General features: G+C 44.4%; 26 protein-coding genes and 1 riboswitch. Of the genes, 11 read left to right on the top strand and 15 right to left on the bottom strand.

Features of this window, described 5'->3' with window-relative positions:
* Window positions 1-92: 92 nt before the first annotated feature.
* Window positions 93-2,255, bottom strand: a complete 2,163-nt coding sequence (locus tag BW944_RS08595; RefSeq protein ID WP_076558738.1) for a transglycosylase domain-containing protein — start codon at window positions 2,253-2,255, stop codon at window positions 93-95.
* An 82-nt stretch (window positions 2,256-2,337) separates the two neighbouring features.
* On the opposite strand from BW944_RS08595, the gene BW944_RS08590 reads away from it, so the two are divergent.
* Window positions 2,338-2,841: an antibiotic biosynthesis monooxygenase family protein gene (locus BW944_RS08590; protein WP_076558736.1), complete on the top strand. Its 504-nt coding sequence runs from the start codon at window positions 2,338-2,340 to the stop codon at window positions 2,839-2,841.
* A 333-nt stretch (window positions 2,842-3,174) separates the two neighbouring features.
* Here the strand turns inward: BW944_RS08590 and BW944_RS08585 are convergent, their stop codons facing one another.
* Window positions 3,175-3,657, bottom strand: coding sequence for a thioredoxin family protein (locus BW944_RS08585; RefSeq protein WP_076558734.1), 483 nt, complete (start codon window positions 3,655-3,657; stop codon window positions 3,175-3,177).
* A gap of 5 nt (window positions 3,658-3,662) precedes the next feature.
* Window positions 3,663-4,073, bottom strand: coding sequence for a disulfide oxidoreductase (locus BW944_RS08580; protein ID WP_076558732.1), 411 nt, complete (start codon window positions 4,071-4,073; stop codon window positions 3,663-3,665).
* A 162-nt stretch (window positions 4,074-4,235) separates the two neighbouring features.
* Here BW944_RS08580 and BW944_RS08575 point away from each other — a divergent pair, with 162 nt between their 5' ends.
* Together BW944_RS08575 and BW944_RS08570 are read left to right on the top strand one after the other, a co-directional pair.
* Window positions 4,236-4,673: a ferritin-like domain-containing protein gene (locus BW944_RS08575; RefSeq protein WP_076558730.1), complete on the top strand. Its 438-nt coding sequence runs from the start codon at window positions 4,236-4,238 to the stop codon at window positions 4,671-4,673.
* Window positions 4,674-4,775: 102 nt separating this feature from the next.
* Window positions 4,776-5,954 carry a M20 family metallopeptidase gene (locus BW944_RS08570; RefSeq protein ID WP_143525695.1) on the top strand — a complete coding sequence of 393 codons (1,179 nt, stop codon included), beginning with the start codon at window positions 4,776-4,778 and terminating at the stop codon, window positions 5,952-5,954.
* 158 nt (window positions 5,955-6,112) lie between these two features.
* Here the strand turns inward: BW944_RS08570 and BW944_RS08565 are convergent, their stop codons facing one another.
* The 5 genes from BW944_RS08565 to BW944_RS08545 all read right to left on the bottom strand — a co-directional run bounded on the left by BW944_RS08565 (window position 6,113) and on the right by BW944_RS08545 (window position 11,360).
* On the bottom strand, window positions 6,113-6,820 hold the full coding sequence (locus tag BW944_RS08565; RefSeq protein WP_076558728.1) for a phosphatase PAP2 family protein: 708 nt from the start codon (window positions 6,818-6,820) through the stop codon (window positions 6,113-6,115).
* Window positions 6,821-6,913: 93 nt separating this feature from the next.
* Window positions 6,914-7,966: a homocysteine S-methyltransferase family protein gene (locus BW944_RS08560; protein WP_076558726.1), complete on the bottom strand. Its 1,053-nt coding sequence runs from the start codon at window positions 7,964-7,966 to the stop codon at window positions 6,914-6,916.
* A 29-nt stretch (window positions 7,967-7,995) separates the two neighbouring features.
* The gene (locus BW944_RS08555) at window positions 7,996-9,135 is read right to left on the bottom strand and encodes a methionine biosynthesis PLP-dependent protein (protein WP_076558724.1); all 1,140 of its coding nucleotides are present in this window, start codon (window positions 9,133-9,135) and stop codon (window positions 7,996-7,998) included.
* Window positions 9,136-9,213: 78 nt separating this feature from the next.
* Window positions 9,214-9,321: riboswitch (SAM riboswitch) on the bottom strand.
* 88 nt (window positions 9,322-9,409) lie between these two features.
* A complete protein-coding gene (locus BW944_RS08550; RefSeq protein ID WP_076558722.1) occupies window positions 9,410-10,624 on the bottom strand; it encodes an ABC transporter permease in 1,215 nt (404 codons plus the stop codon).
* On the bottom strand, window positions 10,617-11,360 hold the full coding sequence (locus BW944_RS08545; protein WP_076558720.1) for an ABC transporter ATP-binding protein: 744 nt from the start codon (window positions 11,358-11,360) through the stop codon (window positions 10,617-10,619). Before BW944_RS08545 ends, BW944_RS08550 begins: the two co-directional genes overlap by 8 nt.
* A 123-nt stretch (window positions 11,361-11,483) precedes the next feature.
* Here BW944_RS08545 and BW944_RS08540 point away from each other — a divergent pair, with 123 nt between their 5' ends.
* The 3 genes from BW944_RS08540 (at window position 11,484) to BW944_RS08530 (ending at window position 13,046) form a co-directional block, all read left to right on the top strand.
* Window positions 11,484-11,906 carry an HIT family protein gene (locus tag BW944_RS08540; RefSeq protein ID WP_076558718.1) on the top strand — a complete coding sequence of 141 codons (423 nt, stop codon included), beginning with the start codon at window positions 11,484-11,486 and terminating at the stop codon, window positions 11,904-11,906.
* A 100-nt stretch (window positions 11,907-12,006) separates the two neighbouring features.
* Window positions 12,007-12,534 (top strand): tryptophan transporter, encoded by a 528-nt coding sequence (locus BW944_RS08535; protein ID WP_076558716.1) that lies wholly within the window; start codon window positions 12,007-12,009, stop codon window positions 12,532-12,534.
* A 122-nt stretch (window positions 12,535-12,656) separates the two neighbouring features.
* Window positions 12,657-13,046 carry a YtxH domain-containing protein gene (locus BW944_RS08530; RefSeq protein WP_076558713.1) on the top strand — a complete coding sequence of 130 codons (390 nt, stop codon included), beginning with the start codon at window positions 12,657-12,659 and terminating at the stop codon, window positions 13,044-13,046.
* 557 nt (window positions 13,047-13,603) lie between these two features.
* Here BW944_RS08530 and BW944_RS08525 read toward each other — a convergent pair.
* From BW944_RS08525 to proV, 3 genes are all read right to left on the bottom strand, one after another.
* Entirely contained in the window at window positions 13,604-14,554 is a 951-nt protein-coding gene (locus BW944_RS08525) for a glycine betaine ABC transporter substrate-binding protein (protein WP_076558708.1), read from the bottom strand.
* Between the two features lie 66 nt (window positions 14,555-14,620).
* Window positions 14,621-15,472 carry an ABC transporter permease gene (locus tag BW944_RS08520; protein WP_076558704.1) on the bottom strand — a complete coding sequence of 284 codons (852 nt, stop codon included), beginning with the start codon at window positions 15,470-15,472 and terminating at the stop codon, window positions 14,621-14,623.
* Window positions 15,456-16,658: a glycine betaine/L-proline ABC transporter ATP-binding protein ProV gene (proV, locus tag BW944_RS08515; RefSeq protein ID WP_076558702.1), complete on the bottom strand. Its 1,203-nt coding sequence runs from the start codon at window positions 16,656-16,658 to the stop codon at window positions 15,456-15,458. The genes BW944_RS08520 and proV overlap by 17 nt, the downstream gene beginning before the upstream one ends.
* 276 nt (window positions 16,659-16,934) lie before the next feature.
* On the opposite strand from proV, the gene BW944_RS08510 reads away from it, so the two are divergent.
* From BW944_RS08510 to BW944_RS08490, 4 genes are all read left to right on the top strand, one after another.
* Entirely contained in the window at window positions 16,935-17,450 is a 516-nt protein-coding gene (locus tag BW944_RS08510; RefSeq protein ID WP_076558700.1) for a GbsR/MarR family transcriptional regulator, read from the top strand.
* 564 nt (window positions 17,451-18,014) lie between these two features.
* Window positions 18,015-18,566, top strand: coding sequence for a DUF3267 domain-containing protein (locus BW944_RS08500; RefSeq protein WP_076558695.1), 552 nt, complete (start codon window positions 18,015-18,017; stop codon window positions 18,564-18,566).
* Window positions 18,567-18,648: 82 nt separating this feature from the next.
* Window positions 18,649-18,837 (top strand): hypothetical protein, encoded by a 189-nt coding sequence (locus BW944_RS08495; RefSeq protein ID WP_076558693.1) that lies wholly within the window; start codon window positions 18,649-18,651, stop codon window positions 18,835-18,837.
* Window positions 18,838-19,015: 178 nt separating this feature from the next.
* Complete coding sequence (locus tag BW944_RS08490; protein ID WP_076558690.1) at window positions 19,016-19,981, top strand: peptidylprolyl isomerase; 966 nt, start codon at window positions 19,016-19,018, stop codon at window positions 19,979-19,981.
* Window positions 19,982-20,068: 87 nt separating this feature from the next.
* On the opposite strand, the gene yhaM is transcribed toward BW944_RS08490, so the two are convergent.
* From yhaM to BW944_RS08470, 4 genes are all read right to left on the bottom strand, one after another.
* Window positions 20,069-21,016, bottom strand: a complete 948-nt coding sequence (yhaM, locus tag BW944_RS08485) for a 3'-5' exoribonuclease YhaM (protein ID WP_076558687.1) — start codon at window positions 21,014-21,016, stop codon at window positions 20,069-20,071.
* Window positions 21,013-21,579, bottom strand: coding sequence for a GbsR/MarR family transcriptional regulator (locus BW944_RS08480; RefSeq protein WP_076558685.1), 567 nt, complete (start codon window positions 21,577-21,579; stop codon window positions 21,013-21,015). Before BW944_RS08480 ends, yhaM begins: the two co-directional genes overlap by 4 nt.
* 179 nt (window positions 21,580-21,758) lie before the next feature.
* A complete protein-coding gene (locus BW944_RS08475; RefSeq protein WP_076558683.1) occupies window positions 21,759-22,988 on the bottom strand; it encodes an ABC transporter permease in 1,230 nt (409 codons plus the stop codon).
* Window positions 22,981-23,877 carry an ABC transporter ATP-binding protein gene (locus BW944_RS08470; protein WP_200806504.1) on the bottom strand — a complete coding sequence of 299 codons (897 nt, stop codon included), beginning with the start codon at window positions 23,875-23,877 and terminating at the stop codon, window positions 22,981-22,983. The genes BW944_RS08475 and BW944_RS08470 overlap by 8 nt, the downstream gene beginning before the upstream one ends.
* A gap of 112 nt (window positions 23,878-23,989) precedes the next feature.
* Between BW944_RS08470 and BW944_RS08465 the strand changes: the two genes are divergently transcribed.
* Window positions 23,990-24,175 carry a YhzD family protein gene (locus tag BW944_RS08465; protein ID WP_076558678.1) on the top strand — a complete coding sequence of 62 codons (186 nt, stop codon included), beginning with the start codon at window positions 23,990-23,992 and terminating at the stop codon, window positions 24,173-24,175.
* Window positions 24,176-24,280: the final 105 nt, after the last annotated feature.

Raw genomic sequence — 24,280 nt, 5'->3', positions numbered from 1 at the left:
GATTTGTCACGATTTTGTGCCTTTTCCGTATGCCTCAGCGGTTCTTCCTGAGCTCTGAAACTTGATGATGTATTCCGCACCACCATTTCACTCTACCAGGTAAGCGTCACTTCGTTGGAAGGTTTACCTTCCCTGCCAGTCTCAGGATCGAAAGGCACTACAAAGTACGTTCTTGATCCGAGGAGTCCGAATCCCTGGATTGTATGAGATGTCTCTGTCGTTTCTGCAATCAGTTCCGGGTCTTCTTCCATATCCCGATAAACCCGGTACGTCACACCTTCATTGTCGGCAACTTCCCAACTGAGATTCCCACGGACAAAAGCCCATCCACCGATATCCATGGACCCTTGAAGCTCTATATCTTCGGGCAATTCCACCGGCTTATCCAAAGAAGTCATTCCTTCCGGATCGGTGAACTCTTCTCCCATATCGAGCACTTCTTTCAAGTTCGTCATCACCTGTTTTGAAACCGCCGTCGGAACACTACTCGAATCCGTCAGGTAGTAATCTTCGCCCGAAGCTTTATACCCCATCCACATGCTCATCGAGTAGTTAGGGGTGAATCCTGCAAACCATACATCTTTGTTCGCCTCTGCTACGGTAGGGTGACCGGCTGTGCCGGTTTTCCCAGCAAGAGCACCATCATAGCTGCCGCTGGTAGCTGTACCATCAGAAACTACCGTTTCCAGCATTTCTCTAAGTTGAAAAGAGACTTTTTCACTGAATACACGAACCGGCTCTTCTTCCTCCACAGGCTCGACTGTCTCTCCCTTACGATCGGTTATCGAAGAAATCGTATACATAGGCTGACGTTCTCCCCCGTTCATTATTGCCTGATATCCGCCGGCAATCTGCATAGGAGTGTAGCCTTCCGACAATCCACCAAGAGCAATCGCTAGTCCTTTATCTTCCGTAGGGAGACCGAGCTTCTCAAGATACGATTTCCCTTCCCCGACACCAATCTGATCCAACAGCCAAACAGCTGGCGCGTTTTTCGATTCTATCAGTGCCTCGTACAAAGTGACCTGTCCTTCATAACTCCCTATGTTCTTCGGAGAATAATCCCCATCATCATAGCTCATTTCTTCATCCTTCAACACCGAATAAGGAGAATACCTTTCACTCATCAACGCCGGTCCGTACACCACGAGTGGTTTCATGATGGAACCCGGCTGATGATTCGTCAACGCATGGTTGACATCTCCGTGTTCAAAACTTCTCCCTCCTATAATCGTCGTTACCCTTCCACTTTTATCAGTCAGGACGAAAGCTCCTTCTACTTCTTCGACCGATCCGGAAGCGTAAGTAGCGTTATTCATAGTGTTATAGGCTATTCGTTGAGCCTCCGGATTCATATTCAGTTCAATCCTGTACCCTTCCGTCTTCAACGCTTCCCTTGAAATACCAAAACGATCGACCGCTTCCTGAACGGCAGCATTGACATAAGCATTCGACCACGTTTCATCCGGAGCGACACTTTCGGTGTATTCCAGCTTCTGATTCTCCAGCGCCGTTTTTTCATCACTTGTAATATAACCTTCATCTTCCATTCTCATAAGCACGACATCACGTCTGTCCTTCGCAGCTTCCGCATCATTGACCGGAGAATAGCTGTTCGGCGCTTTCGGCATACCTGCGAGCAAAGCCGCCTGAGAATCCGTAACCTCGGATATGGACGTTCCAAAGTAACGTTCAGAAGCCGCTTCCACCCCGTACGCCCCTTCTCCGAAGTAAATCGAATTCATGTAAAGCTCCAGAATCTCCTCTTTCGTAAAGTTCCGTTCCAGGTAAAGAGCCACCATCACTTCTTTCGTCTTTCTCATCCATGATTTTTCATTGGAGAAAAACAGATTTTTCGCTACTTGCTGGGTGATGGTACTCGCCCCTTCAACTTTTTCCCACGCTAACACATCACGGTATAAAGCTCTCGCAATCCCCCGGGGGTCGATTCCTGAGTGTACATAGAACCGACTGTCTTCTGTCGCAATAACAGCCTGTTGTAAAAACTCCGGCACTTCTTCCAGGGAGACGAGGGTCCGGTTCGTAGAGTAAATCTCTTCGATTTCCTCTCCTTCTGCAACTACGGTAGAAGCGGTATCAAGCTCCAACGCCTCTTCCGACACGAACAGACGGCCGCCAAACACGAGAATGAGAAGCCCGATAGCCATAAAAAACAGCAGAGCACCTGCTCCTATGAACGTATTTCTGATCCGTCTGTTTCTTTTTCTCAGTTGTTTGTATTCTTCCCGTTTCAAATTGGACCCTCCCTTCTTCCTGCTTGCAGTTTCTCCTCCCCTCTTGCTAAACTTTACAGTAAGAGGAAAGGAGCATCCTGATATGATAGTTTCAATGACAAATGGTACCATCGATTTTCTGAAAAAAATCCAGGAGCAACACCCTGAGAAGCAATTCCACATTATGCAGGGGAGTGACTCTACTGTTGCGTACTATGAAGGAGAAGAACCTTCTATCTTTTCAGAGGGCCGTGACTATGAAATCGTCGACTCTACAGGAACAGTTCAAGACGAAGGTTTCGTCGTCACAAACAATATCCCCGTTTCTGAAGAAGGACGGCCAACCTTCGAAGATCGTTTCAAGAACCGCAAAGGAAATGTAGAAGGAATGGACGGATTTCAAGCCATCCGTATCCTTCGCCCGAAATCCGGGAAAACATACGTGGTATTCACCCAGTGGCGTGATAAGGCAAGCTTTGAAAACTGGCGGAATTCCCAATCCTTCGAACAGGCTCACCAAAAATCAGGACCTGAGCATAAACAAAAACCATCCTTCATCGACGGGGACGCTTATATCGTCCACTACAACATGATCAACCCTGAATAAATAAAAGCGGAAGCGTCCGTTTAGAAATACTGGCATAAGTAGATTGGTCAGATGAAAGGCGTTCTTTCCTTTCTCTGATCCGAGCTACTTATGACACGAATTTCTGGACGCTGCAGCTAGATAAGAAAAGCAGAACCATTCGTTTAGAAGCTCTAAGATAAGCGGACGGGCCTGGCTTCGGGTGATCTTTCCCGAAACGGGGGTGGCCGCTTATCTTACGTGCTTCTGAATGGTGTAGCTGGATCATGAAAAGCGGAACCACCCCGCTTCAAAAGTATTTGAAAATAGTATCGAATTCTAAAGAAAGTGAGCGGATTTACCGCTCACTTTCTTTTAATTGCCCGTCACATTCGTTTCAAAAAATTCCCGGAACGCTTCTTCAGGCTGCTGCCCTACAATGCGGTCCTGCTCTTCTCCATTTTCGAAATGGACGACAGTCGGTGTAGCTTCAATCCCATACTTAGCCATCTGTGGCTCAAACTCCTCTAAATTCATCTTTTTCATATCCACGCCCATGTCTTCCGTCAACGGTACCAAATAAGGTGTTGTATTCTGGCAATATACACACGTTGGACTATAAAAATAAACCGTTACCGGATCTCCGGACTCGATCTGTTCCGACAGTTCATCAGGCAAGATCTGATTTCCGTAGTTCGGATCATCCAGTTGATCGATGGTTGCCTGATCGAGTTCACTTTCATCTTTATTATAGGGATTTCCTTCTGCTTTTTCGGAGTTCTGAAGACTTACGACTACTGCCAAAGCAGCAATCAGCACTACAAGAACAGAACCGAATATGATCATTTTCTTCTTCATGTACACTACTCCTTCTTCCGTAACATTAATAGATGACTCAGAAAAATGATGACGAATGCTGTGCCTGCCAAAAATGGAATGGTTATAAATCCGAGATAGTTAACGTATTCGACTGTACAGGGCACCGCACCACAACTACCACCGGCAGACTGGAACATGGAGACTTTCTGGACCAGATAATGGTAGGTGGAGACAAAAATTCCGATACCACTCAGAATCAGGCCGGGAAAAGCTATGGCCTTATTATTTTTAAGGAGAGACGCTCCGTAAATAATGACGAGCGGATACATCAGAATCCGCTGATACCAGCACCACTCACATGGAGTGTATCCCATGAATTCCGAATAGAACAAGCTTCCGAGCATAGCTGTGAGCGCTGTGGCCCAAGCGATGAATAAATGATTAGACCCTTTCATACCTCACTTCATCCTCTCTTTTTGTATTATACAAGGGAATGTTATGAATTGAAAATACTATACATGATTTCACAAAATCGACAACCTTTGTTTGTTTAAGTTCACAATACTTGGGAATACAAGTACGAGAAAGATATTTCCTAAGGAAGGGATGAGTGTACCATGGATCAAAAAATGAAGGAATTGATTGAAGGATTGAACGAAGATCTTGCTCATGAATATGCTGCTGCAATTATGTACACAAATAATGCAGCTGTCGTCTCAGGTCTCTATCGCTCTGTATTGAAACCATTCTTCGAGGGTGAAGTCGCTGACGAACAGGGTCATGCGATGTACCTTGCAGAAAAAATCAGCACTCTCGGCGGCACTCCTACAACTAAGGTAGCAGATGTCCCACAGGAATCACACGTTAAAGACATGCTCATAGCTGCAAGAGATGCCGAAGAAGCGACCATCAAACGATATGAAAAACGAAAAGAACAGGCAGGAGAACTGAATCTTACAGAACTTTCTGTAAAGCTCGAAGATTTGATTTCGGACGAAACGGGTCATATGGAAGAAATCGACCGACTGCTTCGCGACTCTCGCCTTCATGAATAAACAATCAATTACAGTGAGCGGACCCTTTTCCACGGAGAGAGGTCCGCTTTTTCTTTTTTTAACTGGAATGATATAGTGTAAATCAAAAAGGAGGAACCTGTCTTGGCTCAATCTATTTTCGAAACGGTCGATGACCTCTATGAAAAAATGGTGAAAACGAGAAGGTACCTGCACCAATATCCCGAACTTTCTTTCCAGGAAACAGAAACAGCGAAATATATTGCGGATACATATGAATCACTCGGTATTCCTTATGAAAAGAATATCGGCGGAAACGGGGTGATCGCCACTATTGAAGGCGGAAAACCCGGAAGAACAGTGGCATTACGAGCAGACTTTGACGCCCTGCCCATTCAGGAACAGAATGAGCACCTGCCTTTTCATTCCAAAAATGAGGGAGTTATGCATGCCTGTGGCCACGATGGTCACACAGCCGAACTGCTCGGTCTTGCAGAAGCCGTATGGCAGCATAAAGAAGATCTCCCTGGTACACTCGTACTCCTTCATCAGCATGCTGAAGAATTCACTCCGGGCGGGGCCAAACCGATCATCGATTCCGGAGCACTTAATCATGTGGAGGCCGTTTTCGGCACCCACCTCTGGACAAATACGGATTATGGAACCATCGAAGTGAGCAAAGGGGCATTCATGGCCGGAGCCGATGCATTCGAAATCACTATCAAAGGAAAAGGCGGACACGGGGCTCAGCCCCACCAGACGAAAGACGCGATTGTGATCGCTTCGGATGTTGTAGCCTCCCTCCAACAGATTGTTTCCAGAAGAATCGACCCGCTGAGAACTGCCGTTGTTACTGTCGGGACCATCGAAGCCGGTACCGCGTTCAACGTGATCGCCGACTCGGCCAAACTTACGGGTACAGTAAGAACGTTCGAAACAGACGTTCAGAACACCATCCGGGAAGAGATGGAACGAATCGTAAAAGGGATAGCAGAAGCGGCAGGTGCGGAGTATGAATTCACCTACAACAAAGGGTACCCTCCTGTCATCAATCATGAAAAAGAAGCTTCACTCATTCTTGAAGAAGCAGGGGAAGCGGACCCCTCTCTTATTACGAAAGAAGTGGAACCATCAATGGCCGGCGAGGACTTCGCTTACTATCTCGAAGAAAAACCGGGTGCTTTCTACTTCACCGGTGCGAAAATACCCGACCATGCTTATCCTCATCATCATCCGAAATTCGATTTTGATGAACGTGCGATGCTCCATGGAGCTAAAACACTCTTGCAGGCTTATTTCAGTTATCAAAGACAACCTAGATAAACAGAAAAAATGTGAACAAAACAAAAACCGAACGATCGTGTTCGGTTTTTGTTTTGTTCTATGCAGTTTTCTTCCATGCTTTTGTAATAGCTACCTTGAAAATAAATATTCAGGGCAGCTGTTATAATAAGAATCATCTTTTCTCGAAGCCCCTTCTTTTATAGAGCTTCTTCTTTTTTCCTCGTATTTCTCCTCTTCCTGAACAACATAATTTCAAGAGCCGCAATCGAAACGAGCAACCAGGCAGTACTGAGAGCGATCCCCGCAAGAACATCGGTGAAATAATGGACTCCGACGAAAATGCGGCTGACAGCAACAGTCACTCCGAAAAGCCCTAACAGAATATTCACAATCCATTTCGTTTTAGGAGAAAATCTACTGACAGTCATCAGATAAATCATAAAACCATAAAATGCGATTGCACCTGTGGCATGCCCGCTCGGAAAGCTGTAACCTACACCATCATAAGCTTCGATCACCTCCGGGCGCTGGCGTTCGAACGATAGCTTCAGCCCCTTTGTAAGTGCACTGATACCCAGCATATTTATAGCAAAAAAAAGCGTAATCCACTTACTCTTATCTGATATGAAAAGAAGGTACGCAATTACGATGAGGGAGAGCAACGTCAAAAACCATACCGAGCCCGCTTCTGTTATATACCCCATCGTCTCCGACATCCATGGCGGATTGATGTTGCTGACGAAATCATTCACCGCCCCATCAATGGCGAATTTCTCCCTCTCGAGCACTTCTTCTCCGAGAGAAGCGAAGAAGAAGAATCCCCCTCCTATAAGAAGGAAACCGGTGATGATCAGAATCAGCGATGATCTTGTTGGGTTAGTTATGTGTGTACCTTTGAATAGCAACGTCGTCTCCTCCTAAATCTTTTTCTCTTACCTCCTTCCCCGGTCAGTGATCCTGCAAACTAAAAGTCCCGGAAGACTATTCCGGGACTTCTTTTATGCTTTCGTGCGATACGTGAGATTCGCTTCGTTCAGACTTTCCTCCTCTCCAAAAAGGAAGTGCTTATGCATATCAGGGGAATACTTGGATTGCACCGTTTCGATTCCAACTGCTTCAGCGACAGCGCGGATCATAGCCGGAGAAGCACCGCAACATAGACCGAGATAATTCACCCCGATATCATGCGCCTCTTTCGCCCACTCTGCCAATTCATAACGGTTGTGGTAAAGAGGATCAAGGGAGGTCGGGAATGTCGTTTCCGTAGGTAGAGTACAGCTGCATCCTCCATCAGGGAGATTGAAGAAGGTCGGATGTTCTTCTGTCGTGCGATACGGAATCGGCAGCGCTCCGACATATCCCTCCACTTTATTTCTTATCTTTTCAATATACGGTTGCATGGTCGCAGGCCCGCGGAAGCAGTTCATCCCTGCCACAAGCGCCCCGTTCCCTTTCAGAGAAGCACAGGAATCTTCAACGGTGTAGCCGTCACGCAAGATATTCTCACCCATGAGTCCTAGGGTGATTACTGCAGGAAGACCTGCTCTTTTTATTTCTTCAAGGGCTATAAGTGCTTCTTCATGGTAGTAGAAAGTTTCTCCATTTACGAAATCCACCCCTTCTTCCTTGCACCATGAAATCATTTCCCTGAACATTTCACGGACCTGGACTTTACTGTTTTCATCTTCCGGGTCGAAAATATTCGTATTGGAAATATTCCCCGCTACTAGTGCTTCTTCTCTTGGATGCTCCTTCGCAACTTCTTTCGCCAGACGGATGGCATTCCGATTCAATGGCTCAAGCAAATCTTCTTTCCCGATGATCCTCATCTTTTCCCGGTGAGCATTGTAGGTGAACGCAAGTACGACATCAGAACCGGCAAGCATATAATCCCTATAGGTTTGTTTCAGGGCCTCGGGATTTTCGATGGCCACTTCAGGAACAAAAGTACCTGCTTGTAAATACCCTCTCCGTTCCAGTTCAAATAGATACCCTTCTCCTACAATCACGGTTCCATCTTCTAATCGCTGTTCCAGGCTTCTTTTCGTCATTCTAACATCTCCTTTTTCAGTAGTAGTTTTTAAGCGTGTTTAGGAATATTGATATTATCACTATGACCCGCATGAGAAAGATTCAACGCCTGCGCCAGATCTTTCTTCAAGTCTTCCTTATCTTCCACGCCGACCGAAAAACGGAGCAGGCAATCATCGACTCCGTATTTAATCCTTCTTTCGCGTGGCACATCTGCATGGGTTTGAGTCGCAGGGTAAGTTATAAAACTTTCCACCCCTCCAAGACTTTCGGCGAAAGTGATGAGGCTGAGCGATTTAAGAAAAACAGGAACCTGTTCTTCCCTATTCACCCGGAACGAAAGCATGCCGCCCCGTTCCGGGTATAGAACTTCTTTCACACCCTCATGTTCTTTGAGAAATGAAGCGATATCCCTCGCATTCTCTTCGTGCTGCTTCATACGGAGGTGCAACGTTTTCATCCCTCTCATCAACAGCCAGGAATCCATCGCAGAGAGCGCAGCCCCGATTCCATTTTGCAATCTGCGGATTTCTGTTGTAAGTTCTTCTCCTTTTGTGACGATTGCTCCGGCAAGGACATCATTGTGTCCCCCTAGATATTTAGTTGCACTATGAATAACTATATCCGCTCCCTCGGAGAGAGGATTTTGCAGAAGAGGCGTATAAAAAGTGTTATCCACGATCAGCCGCAAATCATATTTCTCACAAAGAGAGGCATATTCGGAAATGTCCGCTTCCTGCATGAGAGGATTCGTCGGTGACTCGAGGAAAATCGCCTTCGTCTCTGCGTTTATTTCTTTTTCGAAGGTCGTGGGATCCGTCAGTTCCGCATAACGAAAATTTATACCGTATCTCGTCAGTACTTCTTCAAAAAGCCGGTAGGTTCCTCCATACAGATCATATGGAACGACTACTTCATCCCCCGCCCGGAAAAGACCGAAAACGGTATGGATTGCCGCCATGCCTGAACTGCATGCCACAGCTCCATCCCCTTTCTCAAGGTCTGCAAGCGCTTCTTCCAGCACAGCCCGTGTCGGGTTTTCGGTTCTTGTATAGTCATAGCCTGTCGATTCTCCAATCCCTGGATGGGCATAACTCGTGGAGAAGTAAACAGGAGGGTTCACGGCTCCTGTCCTCGGATCCGTTTTATTACCGACTTGTGCAAGTTTCGTATCTCTTTCATATACCATTTGTCAGAAACCCCTTCCTAACAAAAAAATCGACCTCCAGAAAAGAGGTCGACTTCTACACGTATGTATACGGTCGGCCTCTTATCTTTCAAAGCATCAGCTTTGCTGGATTTGGCACCATTCCGCTTTATAACGATGGTTGCCGAGGTTTCAAAGGGCCAGTCCCTCCACCTCTCTGGATAAGAGTCCAATATTTTTTGTTTGATTTCGTCTAATTATAGATGCTTGCATCAGGCTCCGTCAACCGATTTCTGAATACTTTTTCAATTTACAATCAAATCAGACGTTTTCTTACAAACGTCTCTGTAAACAGCCAACTGAACAAGAAGCCTCCAGTAGCCGTCAGAAGTGCGCCCATCCACAATGCCTGTACTGTGAAGACAATTATATAGACAATCGTCTGAAAAAGGAGGAGCTGTTTCAGAAATTTGAGCAGTTCTTCCTTTCTCTGATCAAAAGAAACCGGGTAAATATCCAACCAGGCAATAGTACGATGGTGATGCCATAACGTAATCATCTGGAAGCCGCTCAAATAAAGGAAAAGAATACCTACGATGATACTCACCCATATATTCGGCACCATCCAGATGGCAATAGCTCCAATGACCACAAGGCGGGCATACATCCCACTATAATCCCCTGACCTCGCAAAAGTGATCCGATACAAATACGTATAGGTAGTCTTCCGGGATAGAGGGATCCGGCTTGTCAAAAGCTTCACAAGCAACGCTCTCCGTTTCACACTGCTTTTCAGGTGAGGAACATCCGTGAACATATTCGCCATTCTGTAAAACACCTTCATTCGCGCCTGATCCTTCTCGAGCAGTAAGTCCCAGGCAAGCCCGGCTTTTTGTTTCGATAGTTTCCATGCATAGGCAGCAAGTCCGGTGATCAAAAGGAACACCAGTATAGCAAAGATGGGCCTTCCCACCGCCGCGAAGTAAAAGAGTGTAACGGCTAATACCCACTTCAAGGCCTGATCCATCAGGCGGACACCAGGCTGACGCTCTTGTAGCATCCACCAATTCGAAACCATGATTACACCTTTTATGACAAGCATCGATGCTATGATTCGCAGGTAGTGATTCATCCCGAGCTCCGGATAAACCGTAAAGTAAAGAGGTCCAAGAGCTGCAGCCGCCAGAAAAATGATGTACAGCTGAATTATATAACTGTAGTACAGGCAACGACGAAAATAATCTTTCAATTCGAATTCCGCCGGAAGCAGAAACACGAGGTCCGGTTCCTTGATCATTGTGCGCACCGGACTGTACGTTACGATACTTCCAAAAGCGACAGCCACTACCCAGGCGGCCGGAAAATCATCAGGGATGGTCTGCAACCATTGCTGGTAAAAATAAGCACCCGCTGAAAAAAGAAAGAACAATACAACCGCAATATGACCATTGAAAATATAACGGGTGTACCGGTTCAATTCTTTTACGTGCTCACTCATTCGATCTCTCCAAAATCGTTTAGCATCAATCATAGGATTCTTCCTTCGTCAGCCGGACGTATATATCATCAAGAGAAGCTCCAGGCATGGAGAAGTTATCCTGCAACTCACTGAGGGTGCCTTCTGCCAGCACCTCTCCTTCATGAAGAATAATGAAACGGTCACAATACTTTTCAGCTGTTGCAAGAATATGAGTGGACATAAGGACGCCTGCCCCATTTTTCTTCATTCTTTCCATCCATTCGAGGTAAGACTGGATCCCCAGAGGATCAAGACCGACAAAGGGCTCGTCCACGATATAGAGAGAAGGTTCAATCAAAAAAGCGCACATGATCATCACTTTCTGGCGCATTCCTTTGGAGAAATGGACTGGAAACCAGTGCAACCTTTTTTCCATGCGGAACTCTTTCAATAAAGGCGGTAGTCTTTTGTTGAACGTATCTTCATCAATATGATAAGCACGGGCGGTCAAACGCAGATGCTCCTCAAGCGTGAGTTCATCATACAAAATCGGCATCTCAGGAATATAAGCGAGCTGCTGACGATACGTCTCCGGATTTTCCCGAAAAGATGTTCCATTAATGGAGACGCTCCCCTGTTTCGCTTCCATCATGCCTATCACATGTTTGATGGTTGTACTTTTGCCGGCCCCGTTCAAACCTATAAGACCGACGATCTCTCCCGATTCTACGCGAAGGGAAATCCCATGTAGTACGTTTTTCCGCGTGTAGCCTCCGTACAGTTCATCTATATGTAACAATGATTCCAAATCAATTCCCTCTTTTCTTTGATTTAAATTCCGACCCATCTTAAAAAATAGTACCATAGTTTACCGTCTTGTTACAGTTCACACGCTCTGTTATGATACAATATTCATCAAGGAGGGGATTATATGTCAGATTGCATTTTTTGTAAAATAGTTAATGGAGATATTCCATCAGCGAAGGTTTATGAAGATGAAGAAGTCTACGCCTTTCTTGACCTCAGTCAAGTAACCAAAGGTCACACGCTTGTAGTACCGAAACAACACACAAAGAACATCTATGAAACTCACCCACAGGTAGCCTCCAACTTATTCGCGCGCATCCCTAAAATCGCCACTGCGGTCAAAGAGGCGTTCGGAGCAGATGGAGTGAATATTGTAAATAATAATGATGAAGCAGCTCACCAGTCTGTATTCCATTTACATATCCATGTCCTGCCAAGGTACGGACAGGGAGACGGATTTGGATTGAAGTGGGAAGATAACAGTGAATCTACCACGCAGGAACAACTACAGGAAACTGCTGAAAAAATCAAAGAAAAGATTTCTTAGAAAGTTGAAGGGTCTTTTGTTATACTGATAACACACTAGCAGTCGATCACGAGGATACGTCTGTAGTGAATAAAGAGAAGCTTAGAAGAGGAGAGATTAGATGAATACCCGTATTTTAGTGTTGCTGTCGTTGTTTGTAGGAATAGGTGCTGTATTGCATGCCGTTATGCCGCCGATATTTTTCGGTATGAGACCGGATATGCTTCTGGCGATGATGTTCCTCGGAATCATCATGTTCCCCAGGATACCTTATGTTCTTGTACTATCTGTAGCGACCGGTATCGTTTCTGCATTGACCACAACTGCTCCAGGAGGTCAAATTGCAAACCTGATTGAAAAACCGCTTACCGGCCTTATCGTATTCACCCTCGTTATTGGACTGCAGAGATTCAAACAGGAACGTATCAAGGCTGCTGTTCTCACAGCAGTAGGAACTCTCATCAGCGGTTCTATCTTTCTCGGTCTAATCCTGTTCGTGATCGGACTGATGGACGCAGGATTCACAGCTATGTTCCTTACTGTCGTACTTCCGACAGCTCTCCTAAATACTGTGCTTATGATGGTCTTGCATCCCGTTTCTTTGAGAATCATGAGAAACTCCCCGTCACAGGCACTCCGCGTATCTTAATCTGAAGGGCATGGCCGCTTTGAGCGGCCGTACACCCATTTTTAGAGGTTGAGGTTTAAACGCATACATAATAGGAGAAATTAATAAGTAGGTTCACGTTAGTGAGTAAAGGAGGAATCACTATGGTCCGAATTAAACCGTTTGTTATGGGTATCGTTTCCGGAGGAGCCGCCGGTGCTTTATATGTTCTATTCAGCACTCCTTCTTCCGGAAGAGAATTCCGCTCGAACGCCGTTTTAAAAAGTAAAGAGTTGACGCGCGTTCTAAGCGGATACAGAGAAGATAGCAGCCAAATCAAAGAACAGGTTAACAAATCATCGAAAGAAACCCTTTCCCTCATTCGTCATTTGAGCGAAGATATCAGTGCCTCTGTCGAAGGATGGAAACAAACGATTGCCCCTCATCAGAAAAACATCCAAAAATACCTTGAACAGATTGAAGAAAGTCTTGCAGATCTTGAAGAAAAAGCGAAACAGCATCGTACAGTCGAATCAGAAGAATATTCAGAATAAAAAAACACCCGATATGGGTGTTTTTTATTCGAGCTTGGGACAAAACTAAATAGTACAAAACAAAAACCGAACGATAGTGTTCGGTTTTTGTTTTGTACGCTGTTTATAAAAGGATTAATAGAACAACCCATCGCTTTCCGCGGGCACGGCTTCAAGCCGCCCCATAATCAAGAAAATCGCTTGATCATGGGGGTCTTCAGCACGTGCTGTTCCCGCAGGAGTCTCTGTGTTGTTCTTCATAAAAGGATGGGCATCGTCTCGAATGTTCGGTTATTGATTGCTGTTATTCGTTTTGTCCAAACTCTTTTTGTATGCTGTTTATTAAAGGATAGGCTCTGTTAAAGCCTGTGGTTGATTTTAGGAACGAAGGGTGGAGACGCCTGCGGGAGAAGCATGAACGGAAAATCACCGGAATCGAACGTAGAGAGATTCCGGAAGTTTACGTCATGCCCGCGGCAAGCTTCCACCCGAAGGGACGAAAATCAACAATAAACGATAACAGAGCTAATTATAAAAACAGGACCCGGCGTAGCCGGGCCCTGTTTTTTTGAATTACATTATTCAGCTGGTTGAAGGTCCTCAATAGACTCTACGTCCATATATTCAGGAACTACAAGACCGATTTTAGCGCCTTCTAGGTTCGCGCCAAGGTCTTCCATCTGCTCGCCATACTGTTCCATTTGGGAACCGTGAGTGGCTGGCAACCATGCAGCTACCATACCGTCAGCTTCTCCGTTTGCGACAGCACTCCACATCGGACCATTGTCCAATGGTGTAATCGTCACATCAAATCCTTGTTGTTTCATAACTTCAGCTACTACGTTTGTAGAAGCGATCTCAGAATCCCAGTTCACGTATACAAGTTCAACTTCAGTACCGTCAACTTCTTCAGTTCCTTCTGTCCAGGAAGATACAGTATCTTCGTTGTTGGAAATCCAGTTTTTAGCTGCTTCAGCAGGCTCAGCGCCGTTTTGGATTTCAAGCATTACAGTTTCCATATCGGAAGATTCCCATTGGAACTGATCAAGGATAGTATAAGCATTCGGCTTTTCATCCTGCAGCCCAGTTTTCACCATTGTTTTGATCTGTTCTGCATCACCGAAAGATCCTTCCGGGTCTTCAAGATACTTAAGGTCATATTCAGCGAATTTCCAGTGTGGTGTCCAACCGGTAACAACAATCGGCTCTTCATTATCGATTGCTTCACCCAGAGCGGTCGCCATAGCACCGGAAGAAGAAGTGGAAACTTCCCATCCGGAAAGACTGTCATATGTTTCTACAGCTTCCTGAGCAGAAGCTACAACCCCGGCACCAGCTTCGATACCAGTGATTTCATAGTTCATTTGTTCACTATAATTCACTTCTTCAGTGGATTCTCCACCGCTTCCTTCAGAACCGGAGTCCTCTCCAGAGCTATCTGAACCTTCATCGGATCCGCAACCTGCAGCTAGTAGTGTCAAAGACAAACCGGCTGTCATACTTAGACGTTTCCAGTCTAATTTAAACATGTAAATCTCCCCTTTTTTCTGATTTTAAATATATAGCAAAGGCTTGTTACACCTTTCCTCCAATTTTTATGGATTGTCGCCACGCTGTGTATTGAGATTCTGCGTGAAACGATCAATGATGATAGCCAAAATAACGATACCGAAACCTGCAACGAACCCTGGTCCGACCTGCGCACGTTGAAGCGCTGTGATAACAGATTGACCAAGTCCTTTCGCACCGATCATGGACGCGATAACAACCATGGAAAGGGCGAGCATTACGGTCTGGTTAATACCAGCCATAATCGTTTTCTTCGCCATTGGAAGCTGAACTTTAAGAAGTTTCTGTGCTCCGGTAGTACCAAAAGCATCAGATGCTTCAATCAGCTCTCCGGACACCTGACGAATACCCAGATTCGTGAAACGTACCGTCGGCGGGGTAGCAAAGATGACTGATGCGAATACACCCGGGACCATACCGATACCAAAGAATGCAACGGCCGGAATAAGGTAAACAAAGGCCGGCATCGTCTGCATAAAATCAAGAACCGGAGTCAGAATACTTTCGACCGGCTTACTCTTGGCCATCCATATCCCGAATGGCACCCCGATGATCACCGATATCAGACTGGCAAATATAACCAGAGTAAAAGTGTTCATCAATTCTTCCCAGAGACCCTGGTTGGCTACAAACCACAACCCTAGCACTGTAAAAGCGACCAGGCCGAATTTTTTACCTGTAGCGAAAAACGCAAGGACCGCGATGACCAGGATGAATAACCAAATCGGCACTCCCATCAGCCAATCTTCTGCGAATACTTCAATGAAATCTCCAAAATCATCCCGTAAGAATGTGAAAATCGGTGCTAGTGCTTCTTGTATTCCCTCTGTAGCTGCTGTAATCCATTCAGCTACCGGAATTTCAGGAATGATCCCCATTCAAACTCACCTCACTTCCCGACAACGCAGCAATAACTGCTCCACGAACAATAATCCCTTTCAGCTTCCCGTCTTCCACTACGGCAACAGGTACTGTCGCATCGTGAATGACAGCAAAGATATCGTGTATTGGTGTTCCTTTATCAACCTGTAAGACTTCAGTGCGTAAAATATTTTTCAGGCTGTTCTCATCATTTTTCACTGCCGCAGATACATCATCCGCAGTGACATAACCTTCCAGATTCCGTTTGGCATCCGTAACGTAGATGCTTGAGAGTCCTTCTTTTCTCATACGCTCTAAAGCTGCACGAGGACCGTGCTTTTCAATATCCACCGTTTCCGGACGTTTCATGATATGTTCTGCCGTCAACACTTTGGAACGATCCACATCCTCCACGAATCTTTCTACATAATCATTCGCAGGGTTGATCAGAATTTCTTCCGGTGTACCGATCTGTACGATTTTACCGTCGTTCATCAAAGCGATACGATCTCCTATACGGAGTGCTTCGTCAAGGTCGTGCGTAATAAAAAGAATCGTCTTTTTCATTGATTGTTGAAGTTCAAGAAGTTCATCCTGCATATCTTTACGGATAAGTGGATCCAGTGCAGAGAAAGCTTCATCCATTAACAGGACTTCCGGGTCGTTTGCAAGCGCACGTGCAAGTCCTACACGCTGCTGCATTCCACCGGAGAGCTGGCCGGGAAACTGGTGCATATAATCTTTCAGGCCGACCATTTCAAGCGATTCCGCCGCTTTCTTTCTTCGCTCTTCTTTATCGATGTTCTGAACTTCCAGTCCGAACTCCGCATTCTCAGCGATTGTCCGGTGTGGGAAGAGTGCAAAACGTTGGAAAACCATACTCATTTTCTTACGACGGACTTCCCTTAAAGACTTCTGATCCATCTTAGCCAGGTCTTGCCCGTCTACTATTACGCTTCCTTCCGTCGGTTCGATCAGTCGATTCACGAGACGGACGAGCGTGGACTTACCACTTCCGGACAGACCCATAATTACGAAGATCTCCCCTTCTTCCACACTGAAACTCGCGCGGTTGACCCCGACAGTATTACCTGTCTTCTTTAATATTTCTTCTTTCGATAAACCCTCATCTAAATATTTGGTCGCTTTTTTAGCGTTCTTACCAAATATCTTCGACAAATTCTTTACGTCGATTACTGGCAATACCCTCACCTCTTTCGTTAACAGCGTCTTTTGTTTCGTTTGATTACGTTTTTATTAAGCACGTGTAATACTATAACCTATTTGATATGAAAAATTCAAACTAAATACACACCTGATTCAGTTCAAAAATTACGTACAGTTTAAACTGTACAAGATAAATATGGGTGTTTTCTTTTTTTTCCGCTCTTTTACTCGAAAATACTACCCAACTTGCTATTTTAGAGTTTTTTGCCGTTATAGTACTCTATGATTAGTTCGTCACTGGAGGAGGATTCTATGGATAAAACGAACCATCCCAAGCTAGAGGAATTTCAAACAAAAACGATACATGAATTTTCAAAAACTCTGGAAATGTTCGGTCTGGCTCCCGGGGACGCACGATTGTTTATCACTTTATACATTAACCCCTCTCCGATGACTTTAGACGAAATGAGCGAGTTTCTCGGTAAAAGTAAAACTTCTATGAGTACAGGGATCCGTAGTCTTCTCGATCAGGGACTTGTAGAAAGAGTCTGGGTCAAAGGCGTACGAAAAGACCTTTACCAGGCTAATGAAGAGTTATATCGAAGTTTTCTTTCTTCATTTATTGAAAATTGGGTGCAGGCAGCTAACGAACACAAAAACAACATCAGCCATCTGCAAATGGATATGAGAGAAAGTCATCGGACCTTTCACAAGGAAAACATTGCGGAGCAGGCGAACTATCTGTACGAACGTACGGAGGAAATGAAGATTTTTCATGAATGGATTGCGGAAGCTTTTTGTAACCTTATCGATTCTCAGAAAAAATGAGACTATCTCTGGTCTTTACCCTCCCTACAAAAAAGTAATCGGCTTTATTGCCGGTTATTTTTTTATCCCAGATCATCAATATATTAACTAATTCTTCATAGACCTCCTCTTCTTATGGCTTTGCCGAAGTATCAATAGAATTCAGTTCAAGTCGATCCGCCTCCCTCCATAATGAAACGCCAATGAATCAGAACATAACTTTCCTTCTAAATCCTGTAGCAGTTTCACGCTTCTTCATAAACTTCACCAGATGTCCTTTTCTTAATCATATCTTCCAGAAAAAGATGGAGAACTGGCTTACTTTTTTGCATCCAAAATTACAAATAGTAAAGGGGGATTGTCCAGTCACAAACAGCCAATAGATTTTCCTGCGAAAAAAGTTCTTCAAGCCTGTGCTGACGCCTTTTCCCACGCATTGAAAATTCTTTTTAAAAAACGGTTGCTTTTTCTTCTCAAACATACTATGATTCCTTTTGTGACGGGAAAAGATACTGTTCTTCTTCTATCATACTAAGTTTTAAACAAAATGCCTACTAAATAAATATAGCAAAGGAGGGATTCTATATGATGAACTGCTGGAAATCAGTAAACATCAATAAAGAATTTGGCCTCAATCGTATTTACATCTTTTCTGCTCTGATCGGACTTTTATCGTTTCTTTTTTTGTTCATACCTTTATCCATGTATCATGGATCAAATGACGTCAAAGACTATGGTCTGTTACCAGTAGTCATCGTATTATTCCTTTTACCTTTGCTGCATCGTTTAATGCACATGTTGCCACTGATGCTCACCTATAAACGGATGAAAGTGTTCTTCAAATTCAGAAGACGGGTCTTTCCGACTTTCTTCTATCAATGCAAATCAAAACTCTCGAAACGCACATCTATACTGATGGCAATGGGACCGACACTGTTCATCACCATACCTTCTTATATGATGGCGTTCATGTTTCCGGATTATTTCGTTTATTTCATGATTATCACTTCGGTGAATTTTGCTATGTCTTTTACAGACTTTCTTTATCTGTACCATTTCATGAAAGCACCTCGCCGGTGTATCATCGAAAATGCGAAAGACGGCTATGACATTCTGATCCAGCGAAAAGAAGCATAAGACAGCTCTTATAATAGGGCTGTCTTTTCATTTCTTTCCGTTTTTGATAAAGTAACCGTAAGAGTAAAAGGAGGGGCTGTCTGTGAACTTCGCAGTCGTATTTGGAGTATTCGCTTTAGTTGTACTTTTCATTTTCAACTCATTGACTCATTCCCTATGTCTGAAAACGAAAATGGAAAAAGAAAAACAATCACGTATGTTCCGCACAATCAATGTGCTGATCACTATTCTATTGATATCTTCTTACGTTGAAGTTATAACTGTTTTATAAAGAATGGTTTTCCGTAACGATTTTTACCCACTTTCCCAGAAACTCCACAGACTGAAATCTGTGGAGTTTTTTACATACATTCATAGTAGTAAGCAGAAGGAAAAGTATGTTATATTATCTTTTAGGCAGTCAACAACGCCAACCTCTACAAATTAGACACAAGGAGTGTACGATTAAAATGAAAAAAGCGATATTGACGACTGTTCTGGCGACAAGTGTCTTCGGCCTTGCGGCATGCAGTTCGGATGAATCCTCCGAAACAGTGGTGGAGACCGGTAACAGTGAAATCACTCAGGAACAATTCTATAACGAGTTGAAAAATAAACATGGGGAACAGGTCCTTCAACAGATGGTCACCAATAAAGTACTTGAAGAAAAATATGATGTAAGCGACAAGGCGGTACAAAGTGAACTGGATTCCCTTAAAGAACAGTATGGAGATCAGTTTGAGATGGTACTTCAACAAAGCGGTTTTGAAAGCGAAGAAGCCTTCAAAGAAACGATCCGCTCAAGTCTTCTTCAGGAGCAGGCTGCTGCTGAAACAGTAGACATCTCCGAACAGGAAATGAAGGATTACTATGAACGTATGCAGACTGAAGTCCAGGCAAGCCATATCCTTGTCGAAGATGAAGAAACGGCTAACCAGGTCAAGGAAGAACTCAATAACGGAGCTGAGTTCAGCAATCTGGCAAGTGAATACTCTACCGATGGCTCTGCCCAGCAAGGCGGTAAACTCGGTTACTTCGGTCCTGGAGAAATGGCTCCTGAATTCGAAGCAGCTGCGTACGGTCTTGAAGCTGGCGAAGTAAGTGATCCGGTTCAGACTCAATTCGGCTATCACATCATTAAAGTGACCGATAAACGTGAAGCAGAAGACGTGAAGCCATATGAAGAAGCTAAATCTGAAATCAAGCGTACTCTTGTAAGTCAAAAAGTCGATCAGCAACAACTTCAACAGCACGTATCCCAAATTATGCAAGATGCTGAAATTGACGTGAAACTGGATGAATTCCAGAATCTCTTCGAACCTCAGCAATCTGCAGAACAAGGAACCGGAGGCAGCAACTCTGAAGGTTCCGGAAGTGAAAACTCTGAAAGCGGAGATTCTTCCGGTTCTGAGGAAGGTAATTCTTCTGAAGAATAACGCTCCCTAAACAATAATAGCCGTTAGCCACTGAGCAGTGGCTAACGGCTATTTTTTTCTAAAAGTCTACGCTTCTTTTTCGCCTATTTATTCTGACTCGAAGGAAGGTTTATAAAAAGAACGTTGCTCAAGAGGAAAAATCTTTTCAGTGAAGGTACCTGGCTTCGTTTTCCGTAAAGAAGCATTCATCATTTGAATGCGGGAATCCAGCATATCAATGTAGTGGAGGATCTCCGCTTCCCTGATATAAGGAGGCTTCGGGCTCCCCCACTCCGTTTTTCCGTGGTGGCTCAATACCAGGTGTTTAAGTGCCATCACTTCTTCACCTTCGATCTGCAGCTCCCGAGCTGCGGTTTCCACTTCCTCCACCATGAGGGAAATATGTCCGAGAAGTCTACCTTCCGTCGTATATTCAGGAGACTCAGGGTTGGACAATTCTTTGATTTTCCCTAAGTCATGAACAATAATACCTGCGTAAAGCAGATCTTTATTCACTTCCGGATAGATTGCCCCTATCTCTTTCCCCATCCTCAGCATAGTCACGATGTGATGAGCAAGTCCTGAAACGTAATTATGATGATTTCTCGTTGCCGCAGGATACGTAAATAGATCTTCATAGTATTCCTTCACGAAGTAACGGGTCAGACGCTGCAGGCTTGCATTCGTCATTTCAAACAGGAATTCCTTTATCTGTTCCTCCAGCCACTCCACGCTCACAGGCGCTTTTTCTATAAACTGTTTTACATCCACCCCGTCTTCTTCCTGAGCTTGACGTATGTGGTGGATTTTAAGCTGAGGTTTGTTTCTGAATTGACCGATCTCCCCGGATACTTTGACCAGAACACCCTTGGTGAAAAGGGTCTCGTCCTCTTTTTTTGCTCCCCAAAGCCGAGCGTCTATCTCTCCTGTACGATCTCGTAACAGCAGAGCGAGAAATGGTTTTCCATTACTCGCAACACTTTTATTCGCGGAAATAATCAGCAGAAAATCATCGAAGGTTTCTCCGACCTGATAATGGGCGATACCTTGACTCATGAGTCCCCCTCCTCTTCCGTCAGGGACTGATCGACTTTCGGTACATATTTGAATATCTCTCCTGATTCGACTACACTAATAAAATTCATCAGCCATCTATAATAATTTTTGGCATAGACCAATTTACGGATATCTTCATCAATATGTGCTTTCAACTGAGGGTCTTCCGTCCGATTTTTTATAGATCTCAATTCTTCGATCGTTTCATCAGCTTCTTCGATATTCGTTTCTGTATCTTTTTTCCATTTGCTGGAAAATAAAGAGGTGAAAGATTTATACCAATCCTCTTCCGATTTGTACAGATCTTTTCTTACCCCTTTCTTGAATGCCGGTTCCACCATCTTCATATCTGATAACGCACGTACCCCTGTGGACATACTCGTTTTGCTCATTGAAAGAGCTTCTCTCATGTCGTCGAGAGTCATAGGCTCCTGCGCAAAATAAAGAACTCCATACAAACGTCCAATGGATGGAGTTACTCCATAGAGATTCATATTTTTCGCGATTACCTGAATGAATTTTTCTTTCGTTTCCTCATACTGTTGCCAATCCTTATATTCCAATGGAGGACCCCTCCTGTTTCTTTCTATCCTACTTGTTCAATTAATTCTAACAAAAATCTTCAGGAAATGCTTGATACTTTTGACAGTTTTTAAAACTAATCAAACTTCGCCTTATTTCGACAAGAATTAATTCATTATAAAACAAATCCCCTGCCGATAGGACAGGGAAACATGTTTTTTTATTCTTTTTTGGAGAGTTGCATCGCTTCTTTCACATTTTTCAGTAAAGACGCGCTACTGTACATCAACACACCTCCACGGTAGATTCTGGCCCCGATAATTCCAAGCAGGAAGATTGTGCCGACCAGGAGCCCGAGAGAAACCAATGTTTCCCATAACGCAACATCGCCCACTCCCATCCTCGTAAACATGACAAAAGGGGTGAAAAATGGAATATAAGAAGCGATGATGATATAAGTCGCTTCCGGAGTGCTGAGTGCCGAAATAGCGAGAAAGAAGGCTGCGATGACGAGCATCATCATCGGTGTAACAATCTGTTGTGCATCTTCTACTCTGCTCACAAGAGAACCGAGCATAGCAGCAAGTGTTGCATACAGGAAGTACCCGAGAAGAAAGAATAATACAGCGTAGCTGATGACCCCCCAATCAGGATTGCTGAGCCCCGCCATCTGAATAAGAGACCCTTCTGTATCATCTGCAAATGTGATTCCAAGGAAACCGGCAAGAATAAATAAACCGATCTGAGTCACTCCTACAAGAGCGACTCCGGTAATTTTCGCAAACATTTGTGTTACCGGAGAAACACTCGATATCAGAATTTCCATCACTCTGCTCGATTTTTCCGTAGTCACTTCTGTTGCAATGATATTACCGTACATCACGACTGCCAGGTACATCACGAACAACATGATATAAACGATGACACGGGCTTGGTTCAACTCTTCCTCCGACTTCGCCCCTTCCTCCAGTGCAGTCGTTTCAAAAGAAACAGGGGATGATATAACACTTAACGCCTCCCCGGAAATCTCCTGCTCTTCAGCGGCAATAGTCGCCTTCACCTGTTGCAATGCCTGACGAACTTCCGCACCTGAAGAAGAGGTGAACTGATCCATATAATAATGACCTTCCGGCAAACCGTTTTCCCCTTCTTCAACTACAAGTAAGCCATCATATTCCCCCTCAAGCACTGCTTTTTTCGCTTCTTCCTCTCCTCCTTCATAAAGTTCGCCTCCGGTTATAGAAGAGCTGAGCGCAGAGGCCACCGGCTCCTCGGCAATAATCGCAGTGGTAGATTCTCCACTTCCTTCTTCCTGGAAGGTGTCCATAATGGTCTGGATATTAGCCATTACGAGAATAGCGGCTATTGTAAGCAAAGTAGTAATTATAAAAGCTCTCGATTTGATGCGATTGGTATAAGTGTGGGAAAGAATAACAAAAAATTTATTCATACGACTCCCCTACCTTTTCGATGAAAATATCCTCGAGGGATGGTTCTTCAAGAACAAATTGGCGGACAAACCCTCTCCCCTGCAAAGCTTCGAAAAGCTCCTCGGCGTCCTTATCTTCTTTCACCTGACAAATCGCTCCTTCTGAGGTTTCTTTGTAGTGAAGGACCTCTTCCTTATCACGGAGGAAACCGACATCAAATTCAGCTTCGATCCGCACCTTCTGTTTTCCGAAGGAACGCTTGATTTCTTTCAGCCCCCCATGCACCACCGGTTTTCCTTTATGCATAATGCAAAGGCTCTCACACAATTCTTCAACGTGTTCCATCCTGTGGGAGGAAAAGACGATCGATGTGCCGGCCTCCTTTAATTCTACTACTGCTTCTTTCAACATTCCGACGTTTACAGGATCCAGCCCGGAAAATGGTTCATCCAGAATCAGCAGCTTAGGCTTATGTAAGACGGCGGAAATGAACTGGATTTTCTGTTGATTCCCTTTGGAAAGTTCCTCTACCTTCTTCGTCCGGTATTCCGGCACCTTGAAGCGCTCCAACCATCTGTTAATTTCAGGAACCGCTTCCTGCTTACTCATCCCTCTCAACTTCGCAAGGTACACAAGCTGATCTTCTACTTTCAGTTTCGGATAGAGGCCTCTCTCCTCGGGTAAATAGCCGATAAGATGGCTTTGTTCATAGCCGATTTCTCCATCATTCCAGGAGATATCCCCCTCCGTCTGATCCATCAACCCGAGGATCATCCGGAATGTCGTCGTTTTACCCGCTCCGTTGGCACCTAGAAATCCGAACATCTGCTTCGCAGGAATTTCCAAGGACAAGTGGTCTACAGCGGCAAAGTCTCCGAACTTTTTTGTTACATTTTCTAACTTCAACATTACTTTCCAACTCCCTTCTGACATATTTATGTTTCTTTTGGAAAATCGTTTCATTTTATCTTCAAACCTTTTATAATATGAATGAACATTCATTTTTAGAGGAGGATATTTTATGAAAACTTATTTCTTAACGGTATTCGAACCGGATGGTACAAATATAGTCGACGAAACCTTTGAAGCAGAAAACGACAAGGAAGCTGCTGAGATTGGAAAAGAAAAATTGAGTGAATTGGGACATGAAGAGAAAACCCATCGCTGTGCGGCCCCTGAAGGGCACCTGGTGCTATTCCATAGATAAAGTTATGGGTATGGGCAAGGCCTTCCTCTCTGAACTGAGGAAGGCCTTTGTATAGTGTTTGGAGAGCATCCACCTGAAGGACAACGAGTTTTTTCTTTTAAAAAT

This window comes from Salimicrobium flavidum, from assembly GCF_900156645.1.
Lineage (GTDB): Bacteria > Bacillota > Bacilli > Bacillales > Halobacillaceae > Salimicrobium > Salimicrobium flavidum.
The sequence above is the reverse complement of the archived record's forward strand: the minus strand, read 5'-3'. Positions and strand labels throughout refer to the sequence as shown.

Excerpts from the sequence above, each read along its gene's own strand:
- BW944_RS08590 (WP_076558736.1), top strand. The coding sequence starts at position 2,338 with ATGATAGTTTCAATGACAAATGGTACCATCGATTTTCTGAAAAAAATC.
- BW944_RS08585 (WP_076558734.1), bottom strand. The coding sequence starts at position 3,657 with ATGAAGAAGAAAATGATCATATTCGGTTCTGTTCTTGTAGTGCTGATT.
- BW944_RS08580 (WP_076558732.1), bottom strand. The coding sequence starts at position 4,073 with ATGAAAGGGTCTAATCATTTATTCATCGCTTGGGCCACAGCGCTCACA.
- BW944_RS08575 (WP_076558730.1), top strand. The coding sequence starts at position 4,236 with ATGGATCAAAAAATGAAGGAATTGATTGAAGGATTGAACGAAGATCTT.
- BW944_RS08560 (WP_076558726.1), bottom strand. The coding sequence starts at position 7,966 with ATGACGAAAAGAAGCCTGGAACAGCGATTAGAAGATGGAACCGTGATT.
- BW944_RS08555 (WP_076558724.1), bottom strand. The coding sequence starts at position 9,135 with ATGGTATATGAAAGAGATACGAAACTTGCACAAGTCGGTAATAAAACG.
- BW944_RS08550 (WP_076558722.1), bottom strand. The coding sequence starts at position 10,624 with ATGATTGATGCTAAACGATTTTGGAGAGATCGAATGAGTGAGCACGTA.
- BW944_RS08540 (WP_076558718.1), top strand. The coding sequence starts at position 11,484 with ATGTCAGATTGCATTTTTTGTAAAATAGTTAATGGAGATATTCCATCA.
- BW944_RS08535 (WP_076558716.1), top strand. The coding sequence starts at position 12,007 with ATGAATACCCGTATTTTAGTGTTGCTGTCGTTGTTTGTAGGAATAGGT.
- BW944_RS08530 (WP_076558713.1), top strand. The coding sequence starts at position 12,657 with ATGGTCCGAATTAAACCGTTTGTTATGGGTATCGTTTCCGGAGGAGCC.
- BW944_RS08525 (WP_076558708.1), bottom strand. The coding sequence starts at position 14,554 with ATGTTTAAATTAGACTGGAAACGTCTAAGTATGACAGCCGGTTTGTCT.
- BW944_RS08520 (WP_076558704.1), bottom strand. The coding sequence starts at position 15,472 with ATGGGGATCATTCCTGAAATTCCGGTAGCTGAATGGATTACAGCAGCT.
- BW944_RS08510 (WP_076558700.1), top strand. The coding sequence starts at position 16,935 with ATGGATAAAACGAACCATCCCAAGCTAGAGGAATTTCAAACAAAAACG.
- BW944_RS08500 (WP_076558695.1), top strand. The coding sequence starts at position 18,015 with ATGATGAACTGCTGGAAATCAGTAAACATCAATAAAGAATTTGGCCTC.
- BW944_RS08490 (WP_076558690.1), top strand. The coding sequence starts at position 19,016 with ATGAAAAAAGCGATATTGACGACTGTTCTGGCGACAAGTGTCTTCGGC.
- yhaM (WP_076558687.1), bottom strand. The coding sequence starts at position 21,016 with ATGAGTCAAGGTATCGCCCATTATCAGGTCGGAGAAACCTTCGATGAT.
- BW944_RS08475 (WP_076558683.1), bottom strand. The coding sequence starts at position 22,988 with ATGAATAAATTTTTTGTTATTCTTTCCCACACTTATACCAATCGCATC.
- BW944_RS08470 (WP_200806504.1), bottom strand. The coding sequence starts at position 23,877 with ATGTTGAAGTTAGAAAATGTAACAAAAAAGTTCGGAGACTTTGCCGCT.
- BW944_RS08465 (WP_076558678.1), top strand. The coding sequence starts at position 23,990 with ATGAAAACTTATTTCTTAACGGTATTCGAACCGGATGGTACAAATATA.